Source organism: Nitrospiria bacterium, from assembly GCA_035517655.1.
Taxonomy (GTDB): domain Bacteria; phylum Nitrospirota; class Nitrospiria; order JACQBZ01; family JACQBZ01; genus JACQBZ01.
In genome coordinates this window covers 1-8834 of record DATIYJ010000051.1, presented here as the reverse complement: position 1 = coordinate 8834, position 8834 = coordinate 1, and the positions used below count along the sequence as shown (strand labels likewise).

The 8834-nt window shown below is 54.9% G+C and carries 13 protein-coding genes; 3 read left to right on the top strand and 10 right to left on the bottom strand.

The genetic code is table 11. The features are described 5' to 3' along the window. The 4 genes from VLY20_09665 to VLY20_09650 all read right to left on the bottom strand — a co-directional run. The coding region (locus VLY20_09665) for a hypothetical protein (protein HUK56910.1) at positions 1–267 on the bottom strand (267 nt) is incomplete at its 3' end. A gap of 137 nt (positions 268–404) precedes the next feature. Then, the gene (locus tag VLY20_09660; GenBank protein ID HUK56909.1) at positions 405–938 is read right to left on the bottom strand and encodes a YbhB/YbcL family Raf kinase inhibitor-like protein; all 534 of its coding nucleotides are present in this window, start codon (positions 936–938) and stop codon (positions 405–407) included. After that, positions 935–1303 (bottom strand): hypothetical protein, encoded by a 369-nt coding sequence (locus VLY20_09655; GenBank protein ID HUK56908.1) that lies wholly within the window; start codon positions 1301–1303, stop codon positions 935–937. Before VLY20_09655 ends, VLY20_09660 begins: the two co-directional genes overlap by 4 nt. 71 nt (positions 1304–1374) lie before the next feature. Then, a complete protein-coding gene (locus tag VLY20_09650) occupies positions 1375–1812 on the bottom strand; it encodes a hypothetical protein (protein ID HUK56907.1) in 438 nt (145 codons plus the stop codon). Positions 1813–2042: 230 nt separating this feature from the next. Between VLY20_09650 and VLY20_09645 the strand changes: the two genes are divergently transcribed. The 3 genes from VLY20_09645 to VLY20_09635 all read left to right on the top strand — a co-directional run bounded on the left by VLY20_09645 (position 2043) and on the right by VLY20_09635 (position 3207). Further along, the gene (locus VLY20_09645) at positions 2043–2612 is read left to right on the top strand and encodes a DnaJ domain-containing protein (GenBank protein ID HUK56906.1); all 570 of its coding nucleotides are present in this window, start codon (positions 2043–2045) and stop codon (positions 2610–2612) included. A gap of 59 nt (positions 2613–2671) precedes the next feature. Next, a complete protein-coding gene (locus VLY20_09640; protein ID HUK56905.1) occupies positions 2672–2941 on the top strand; it encodes a hypothetical protein in 270 nt (89 codons plus the stop codon). 77 nt (positions 2942–3018) lie between these two features. Next, the gene (locus tag VLY20_09635; GenBank protein ID HUK56904.1) at positions 3019–3207 is read left to right on the top strand and encodes a hypothetical protein; all 189 of its coding nucleotides are present in this window, start codon (positions 3019–3021) and stop codon (positions 3205–3207) included. 4 nt (positions 3208–3211) lie between these two features. Here VLY20_09635 and VLY20_09630 read toward each other — a convergent pair whose 3' ends face one another. The 6 genes from VLY20_09630 to VLY20_09605 form a co-directional block, all read right to left on the bottom strand. Further along, positions 3212–3346, bottom strand: a complete 135-nt coding sequence (locus tag VLY20_09630; protein HUK56903.1) for a hypothetical protein — start codon at positions 3344–3346, stop codon at positions 3212–3214. A 24-nt stretch (positions 3347–3370) separates the two neighbouring features. Further along, complete coding sequence (locus tag VLY20_09625; GenBank protein ID HUK56902.1) at positions 3371–4327, bottom strand: thioredoxin domain-containing protein; 957 nt, start codon at positions 4325–4327, stop codon at positions 3371–3373. Continuing rightward, positions 4299–4637 (bottom strand): thioredoxin family protein, encoded by a 339-nt coding sequence (locus VLY20_09620; GenBank protein HUK56901.1) that lies wholly within the window; start codon positions 4635–4637, stop codon positions 4299–4301. The genes VLY20_09625 and VLY20_09620 overlap by 29 nt, the downstream gene beginning before the upstream one ends. 67 nt (positions 4638–4704) lie before the next feature. Further along, the gene (locus tag VLY20_09615; protein ID HUK56900.1) at positions 4705–5166 is read right to left on the bottom strand and encodes a peroxiredoxin; all 462 of its coding nucleotides are present in this window, start codon (positions 5164–5166) and stop codon (positions 4705–4707) included. A 446-nt stretch (positions 5167–5612) separates the two neighbouring features. Further along, entirely contained in the window at positions 5613–7361 is a 1749-nt protein-coding gene (locus tag VLY20_09610; protein ID HUK56899.1) for an NAD+ synthase, read from the bottom strand. 112 nt (positions 7362–7473) lie between these two features. Next, positions 7474–8733: a GAF and ANTAR domain-containing protein gene (locus VLY20_09605; protein HUK56898.1), complete on the bottom strand. Its 1260-nt coding sequence runs from the start codon at positions 8731–8733 to the stop codon at positions 7474–7476. Between the last annotated feature and the right edge of the window lie 101 nt (positions 8734–8834).

Here is an 8834-nt window from a genome sequence, read left to right as displayed (position 1 = left end):
GCCGGCCGGAACGTCCTGCTTGACATCGAGGCCCATTTCCGGAGCCTTAATGAGAAAGTTATGCGGCACGATGATCGTAACGCTCTTCAGCGTCAGTTCCACGGGATGCCCCGACGTCACGATCAGATGGTCCGGTTTGTAAGAATAAGAGTCCACCGTCACCTCCGCCCGATATACGCCGTCGGCGCCCAGGGCGACGACCTCCGCGGACGGCGTCGGCTGATTGACCGACGTCTGCGCCGTGGCGTCCGGCCCAAGGGCCACCATAGAGAACATCGCTATCAGCGCACCGAATGATTTTCGCAACGGACCACAACGTTTAAGGGTCGGGTTCAACTTGGTTCAATTTTAGGCCCAACAACGATGATCTGTCAATAACCGTTCTCTGCTTCTTGAAGGCCGTTCTACCGCTTGAACGTCCCCATGAGCTGCGCCTCGGCAAGAACATGGTTCTTCATCGCATCCAGGACCTGGGGCTTGGTCGCCCGCGGCGGCAGTCCGAGTTTTTTGTCGAGAGCGTACAACTTGAAAAAATACCGGTGAGGTTTCCCGGGCGGCGGACATGGTCCGCCGTAGCCGACCCGTCTGAAGTCATTCAGCCCCTGCTTCGTCCCGTCCCGGAGCGTCTCCTGTTTCGGAACGTCTTCGGGCAATCCGCGCGCCTCGGCCGGAAGGTCGTACGCCACCCAGTGGACCCACGTCCCCATCGGGGCATCCGGATCGTCCGCGATCAGGACGAAGCTTTTTGCGCCGGCCGGCGGATCGGTCCACCCGAGCGCGATGGAAACGTCGCTCCCCTCGCAGGTATATTTCTTCGGAATGGGTTGACCATCGGCAAACGCGGAGCTCTTGATTTCAAAGGCCATCGTCTTCCCTACCCGGACCGTTCCCATGATGATGACGAGACAGAGCAGCCCGGCGGCGAATCCGGTCTTCAAGGTTTTGCGCCCTTATAATAGATGCCGAAAACGAGGTCGGCCCCGTCTTCTTTAACCGTGACCCGCGCCTCTCCGAACTGTTTTTTGGCCGGGATATCGCGCAAAAACTGGTCCCGATCGGCCTCGGTGAAATACCCTTTAGGCGTCGCGATCTCCCACGTTTTCTCCAATCCTTTTGGACCATACAATTCCGCGTAAACTTTGCCCCACGTTTTTGCACCCGTCTCGGAAGAGCCGGCGGAGGGGGATTGCGACTCCTCGGGGGGGTGGCGGTATTTAAACCGCTGGGGATTGGTATTCAAGGTCAAAAACGTGAGCACCGCCAGCAGGCAGAACATGAAAATCCAAAAGCCGGCCGCTTTCATTTTAACGAACCTTCGGGACCGCTTTCCCGGACCGCGGACGACGTCAACAATGGTTTTTTTTCACTCCGCGCTCACTCATGGCAATGTTGCTTCAAATAGTCCCGGGCATGTTCGGCCTTGGTCGACTCGATCGCATCGGCCGGAGCGATTTTCAAAAACCGTTGAAATTCACCGCAGGCCGCCGACATGCGTCCGATCTTTTCATAGGCCCAGGCCGTCATGAATACCGGCGTATAAATCAAGGGCCGGTTCCGGATTTGATAGTCCTTCGCCAACGCCGCAGCCGTTTGAAACTCCACGATCGCCTCTTCAAATTCGGCTTCGGACATCGCGATCATTCCCTGTCGGTTATGCTCGTACGCCTCCTCTTCGGACTGGGCCATCGCCCAGGAAATGGAGGCCATGAGCGTCAAGCCGACGGCTATGAGAATGAGGAGAATTTTGTTTTGTTTGAAGAACCCGGGCCTTACGGCCGGTGGTTCTTCGATCCGGGAGGAGAAGATTCCCATTTGGATTCGCTCGCTAATTCCGCCCTACCCGTCGGGGGCGGAGGTCGGAATTGCGCTCGCTGTGCGGATTCAACGTCCTCACAAACAGGCACCCTATCAAGTTGCCGGTCAAATGTCAAGGAAGACCGCCGCCTAAATAATTATGTTCAACTGCGCCCGTGCCTTTAGTATAATAGTAGCGGACAGGCGGACGGTGTTCGATGGACCAAGACCACGACCACAGAAAAGCAATGGAACTGCGCAAAAAGCTTCGCGACCGCTTGGGAGACCTCCAAAACCGCGTCGAGAAAAGTTCGTCGGACGCTTTTGAACAGGTGTTCCATGAACGAATGGACACGTACTTTGCCCAACAGGAACGCCTTGAAGAGATGGAACAACTGCTCGCCCAGATGGTCGATGAGATCGATCAGGCCCGCGTGTTGGATGACCTTAAAAGACTTTCGGGACGGCTCAACTTCCTGGAAGACCATTTTGAAGAGATCGACAGCCAATTATACAACCGGCCGATGCGTCGCCGCAACCGCTTTAATCTTTTTGATTTCCTGCGTCAATGGGAGAGCGGTCAAACGACGGGAGTCCATGCCGAAATCAAGAACGAAGCCGAAGCCTATCGGGAATTGGGCATGGAACCGGGCTCAAGCATGAGGTCGATCACGACCGCGTTCCGGAGGCTGGTGAAGGAACTCCATCCCGACCGGCGCGGGGGAGACCGCAGCACCGAACCGAAATTAAGAAGGTTGGTCGCCGCGTATGAATTGATCAAAAAAAAATCGGCCGCCCGTCAGGCTTATTCCCGTTAACCGAGGCGCGGCATGCCGTTATCCATGCGGACCGATGAATCCTCGAAGGGGTTTTATCGATGAAAGGTCTCCGGTTTGAATGGCTCGGAAACCGGCACTACCATGTGGTTCTCCATTTTGGAGAAAGTTTTGTACCGGTGGAGGACCGCATCATCAGGTTTCTCTCGGAACAACCGGAAACCACACCCGAAAAGTTTCTGGAGGAGACGATCGACCGAATGGGAAGCAATCCCTATCTGAGGAAACAAATTCGCGAGGCGGCCGCCGAGGGCGACCTCCAAATCCAGATCGCGGCCATGAAAGATTTTTTAGTTAAATTTAAAGTATAATTAATTATTAAAAATTATTGAAATTAATAATATTTTATCCATACAATAATGGGTTAATGCCGGACAAGGAGAAGGTGATGAGCAAAGAACACAAACAGCCGAAAGACACGGATTCATCACAGAAGAAACCGAAGAGGAAGCCGATCGACATCCCGCTCCCGATTGTCCCCAATGATGAAAAAACCATGGATGACGAGATGAGCGATCTATTCAACGAGGACAAGGTGAAACACGAGCACGGGCACACCGAGCCGGAACGAGATTAACCGTTTAATAGCCGCTTCCCCGTCTCATGAGGGCGATCAAGGCCACCAGCAGAATGCCCACTGTCCCGACGGCCAGAATAATCCGTATAATAAAATTCACCCGTTCCAACCGGCTGGGCTTTTCGGACGGATTGTCCATGAAGGTCTCCTGCGTTTTTAACGTTTATTTCGCCTCCAGATAGCGTTCGAAGCGTTCAAGAGACTGCACCCCGGCCACGAATTCCCCGTTGAGGAGGAACGTCGGCGTCGAGTTCACCCCGATCGTTCGGGCATCGTTCATGTCTTTCTCGATTCGCGGGGCTTGTTCCGCATTGTCATAACAGGTTAGAAACTTCTTTGTGTCGAGGCCCTGTTGTCGGGCCCATTGCCCGATTTGGTCGCGCAGTTGTGCGGCATCTCGAATCGGGGGATCGGAGAAGAAGCGATCATGAAAAACCCAAAAAGCCCCGGCTTTTTGGGTGCGGGCGCATTCGGAGGCCAAAGCCATCTTGTAGGCCAGGGGATGAATTTCGGTGATCGGCATATGTTTATAATAGATCACCACGTCCTCGGGATATTTTCTCAACAACTCTCCGAGCGGTTTCGTCGCCTGCTTACAAAACGGACATTGAAAATCGGAGAATTCGACGATGACCAGCCTCCCTCCCGGCGTGCCTCGAGGCACCCGATTCTCAAGATCAAGATCCTTAATATCATAATGGACCGGTTGGGATGCTCCGGCCTGTTTTTCCGTGAGATTTTCCTGTGTTCCTAAATCGAAAATCTGTCCGAGGAAAATTTTTGACCCGGACAGATAGACCAACCCGTTCTGGCGTTGTCCGTTCATTTCGATGACGAATTTGACTTGCTGGAGCCCCGGGACGGGCGACGGTTCAACCCGGTGAATGACCGTCAGGGAGACGATCGGCTGCTTGGCCGTCAACTTTTTTAAGAAAGCCTCGATGGCATCGTAATCGACCGCCGGGGTCTCTTCGCCGGACACCTCGCCGATCCCGATCCGGAGATGGATCGGGGCGAACGATCCGATCGTCACGACGGCGAGACAAAGCACCACGATCGGAAGAATCCTCGCGAAACGGCCTACCTTGGCCTTAAAGGAGGTGCTTCTTGATCGCGGCATCCAATTCCTCGGCGGTCAGTTTGTGGTCCTCCTGGTGGACCAGCCGGCCGGCCTTGTAAAAATGGGTCGTGGGAAAAGTTTCGAAGCGGTATTTCCGTTTGATTTCCCGGCAGGCTCCCGGGACATGAAGCAAGGCCACCCCCCACCGTATTCGGCCCTCATACCGCTGCATCGCTTCGGCCACAATGGGAAGGAACTCCTCGCACTTTTCACAATTCGCGATTTTGAAAAGAATGAGCGCGGCGGGGGCGGCCAGATAGTCGGGATAATTTTCATCCGTGACGCGTTCCAATTGAAGATCTGTCGCCATAGGATCTTTCCTCGAATGCAAATTGGGGCAGAGAGTTCTCTGCCCCAATTATACCAGCGGCCTGATTTTAATTCAAAGATTTCAGCGCGGCCAGAATCTCGTTGTCGTCCCGCGCCGACAGAATTTCCTGGACCTTGACGTAGCGCACCGTCCCCTGCTTGTCCACGACCACCGTTGCGCGCTTTGTGATGAATTTGTCGTCCAACCACATCCCGTACTTCTTGGCGACGTCCCCGCTCATGTCCGAAAGGAGACGGTGCTTAAGTCCCAACGCCTCCTGCCAGGCCTTGTGCGAGTAGACGCTGTCCCGGCTGATCCCCAGGATTTCGGTGCCGGCCGATTGAAATTTCGGGAAATCGTCGTTCAAGCACTTGTTCTCGGTCGTGCAGACCGGACTCCAATCGAGAGGATAAAAGGCTAAGACGACATTCTTTTTACCCTTGTAGTCGCTCAACTTGACGTCCTTTTGGTCCTGATCCTTCAACGTAAAATCGGGCGCCGTCGCCCCCACTTTAATTTCTACAGCCATCGCGCATCCTCCTGTTCTATGTTAGCGGGAAACGGAAAGGCGGCCCCGAGCGCCCGAAGGCGTCACAGGGCCGTCGTTTAATTTTGATCCAGAATAATACAGCCGGAGAGTCTAGGTCAACAGAAAACGCGAAGGGATGCTGGAATACGCCTTATGGCGGCACCCCAGAGCGATCTTAACTTCGTCTGAATCTCATTATACTGGTTTGTGATCGGAAGGCATCGGCCCCGGCCGAAGGCGCGCGGCGTGATTTTAATCCCGATCGGGGCCTGGCGGCATCTACAAGTTTAAAACTTAATTTTATATGCAAGACATAAGATCCGTGGATTGTTAGGGTGCAGCGAGCTCGGCTGAGAAAAGTCCAGAAGGTGGTGGGATTCTATAAGCCAGTTACTGGCTCATTTCTTAAAGAGGGTAATGATTTTGTTCGAAGTATTTAACCCACTTTACTTCCCAGGGATTTCCTTGTACTGATTGGTGATCGGCACGCGGCGGTCGCGGCCGAAGGCGCGGGGGGTGATTTTGATCCCGATCGGGGCTTGGCGGCGCTTATATTCGCTGTGGTCCACCATTCGAATCACCTTTTCGACCGTGCGGCGGTCATGGCCCATCGAGACGATCTCCTCGAACCCGATGTCTTCCTCGACGTAAGCCAGAACGATCGGATCCAAAACGGGATAAGGAGGCAGGGTGTCCTGATCCGTCTGGCCCGGTTTTAACTCCGCCGTCGGCGGTCGCTTGAAAATTCGTTGTGGAATGAGCGGCCTCTTCTCCAGGGAGTTGCGGTGGTTGGCCAGTTCGTAGACCAAGGTTTTCGGAACGTCCTTGATCACCGCGAAACCGCCGGCCATGTCTCCGTAGAGGGTCGCATACCCGACGCTCATCTCGCTTTTGTTTCCGGTCGTCAGAACCAACCAGCCGAACTTGTTCGAAAAGGCCATCAGGATGTTTCCACGGATTCGGGCCTGAAGGTTTTCCTCCGTGGCGTCGGGCGCCCGCCCCTTGAACTCCTTCGTGAACAGCTTCAAATAGGTCTGAAACACCTCCTTGATGGGGATCACCAGAAGCTTGACGCCCAGCGCCTTCGTGAGCAACTGGCTGTCCTCCACGCTCATGGCGGAAGTATACTGTGATGGCATTAATATGCCGACCACGTTGTCTTTTCCGAGCGCGTCCACGGCAATCAGGGCCGTCAGGGCGGAATCGATCCCGCCGCTGATCCCGATCACGACCTTCGAGAAACCGTTTTTCGTCACGTAATCCTTCACGCCCAGCGTCAATGCGCGGTAGACTTCCATCAGCGGATGAAGCGGTTCGTAGGGCCGCGGATGGAGCGGCCGCTTCTTCGGCGGCTCAATCCGGCCCGGCAAAACAAACCGTTTGACGGGCGGCTTTTCGGCCATAAAGGCCAGTTTCATTTGCCGACGACGCGGGTCGTGAAGGCGCGCTCGAAACACCCCGTCGATGTTCAGATCGGCCAGGATCAGTTCTTCTTCAAACGGACGGCCATGGACGATCACCCGCCCGTTTTGATCAACGATCACGCTCTGGCCGTCAAAAACCAACTCGTCCTGCCCCCCGACCATGTTCACGTAGGCCACGATGACGCTGTTGTCCCTCGCGCGGGTCGCCAGCATCTGTTCCCGGAACCGCGTCTTGCCGCGGTGATACGGCGAGGCGTTGATGCTCACGATCACTTCGGCGTCGCCGCCCAGCGCCTGGGTCAGTGCGGGCCCCTCCGGATGCCAGAGGTCCTCGCAAATGTTGACGCCGACCGCCACGTTCCGGGCCGCGATGACGGGACAGTCCGTCCCGGCCTGGAAATATCGGTTCTCATCGAACACGCCGTAATTGGGAAGGTGGATCTTGTGATAAATCGCGACCAGGCCGCCGTCATGGATCAGGGCCGCGCCGTTATAGATGTCGTCCTGCCGGTCCACCATGCCCACGACGGCGGTGATGCCTTTGGTCTGTTTGATCACCATTTGAAGGGCTTCGAGGTTGTCCTGGACAAACGACGGTTTGAGAAGTAGATCCTCGGGAGGATAACCGGGAATGGCCATTTCGGGAAAGGCCACGAGATCGGCCTCAAGGGCCTTGGCCTTTTCGATATACTCGCATATTTTCTCGGTATTGCCTTCCAGATCACCGACGGTGCTGTTGATCTGGGCCAACGCAATACGTAATGTGCGCATCTTTACCCCTTTCAACGATGACCGAATGATGGCCTGTCAAGGCGGTCCTGAGGGGCGCCTGCGGAAGCCGTCCCTGCAAGAATTTACCCCTTGGGCGTTCTTGAACCGGGTATTATTTAATTTCGCTGGCCAGAATAATGGCTTCGGAAATCTCCTTCATGCTCCTTCGGGTATTCATGCTTTGGCGTTGGATGATGCGAAAGGCCTCGTCCTCGCCAATCCTTTTTTCACGCATCAGAACGCCTTTGGCCCGCTCCACCGCCTTTCGGTTCTCAAGCGCCTCCTGCATCTCGTTCGACTGGCGGACCAGCTTCGTGTTCTCGATCGAGACGGCCGATTGGTTGGCGACCGCCTGGAGGATCTTGATCTCTTCATCGTAAAACTTGTGTTCGTGAGAGGTATAACTGTTGATCACGCCCACAACCCGATCCTTGATCATCATCGGAACCGAAAGCAAGGATCGAAGCCCTTCCTTCCGGGCGAGATCGGCATACATGTACCCCCGTTCATGGGTAACGTCCAGAACGGCGATCGGCCGCCGTTCCTGGACCGCCTGACCGCTGATGCTTTGGCCCACTTTCAGATTCGGTTTTTTCCGGTACTCTTCGCTCAGGCTTTGGGTCGCCACGATTTCCAGCTCCTGCTTTGCTTCATCCAGCAACATGATGGAGCAGATGGTCGAATTCATCATTTCGGCCGTCATGGCCACGATCAACTGGAGGATCTCCCTCAAGTAGCGATTGGACGCGATGGTCTTGCTCACCTGAGACAGCGTCTCGATCTGAATCGCCTTTTTCTTCATTTCCTCATACAGCCGGGCGTTCTCGATCGCCCCCCCGACCTGATGGCCGATGGTCGTCAATAGAGCCAGTTCGCCGGCCGAGTGATGATGCGGCCGCTTGTGCTGGACATTAATCACGCCGATCACCTCGTTTTTCGAAACGACGGGGATCGAAAGGAAAGCCTGGTAACGGTCTTCGGGAAGATTCTGAAAAACCCGGAAACGCGGATCGTCGTGCGCGTTCTTCGCAATCGCCACGAGTTTTCGTTCCCGCGCCACCCATCCGGTGATCCCCTCGCCCAGCTCCAAGCGAACGCGGCCGATCAATTTGGGATGCGGGTTCTTGGTCGCGCGGAGAATCAATTCCTTGTTGCGGTCATTGTACAGATACAACAAACACGCGTCGGCTTTCGTGACCTGGACCACGATATCGATGATCTGCTTCAAGACATTGTCCAGGTCCAGATTGCAACTGATGGATTCGCTGATCTGACGGAGCAGATCCAACTCGCGCGCTTTTTCGGACAGCGAGCGTTTCAGCTGCGCGATCTTCTCCTCATCGGTTTTAAGTCGCTTCTCTTTCGTAATCACGGATTTCTTCTATCAAAGTTATTGGTAAACGGTTCAAACTATACCACAATTCGGGATGAAATCCAAGACCGGGAAGAGATAATTTTGTCGCAACAGAAACT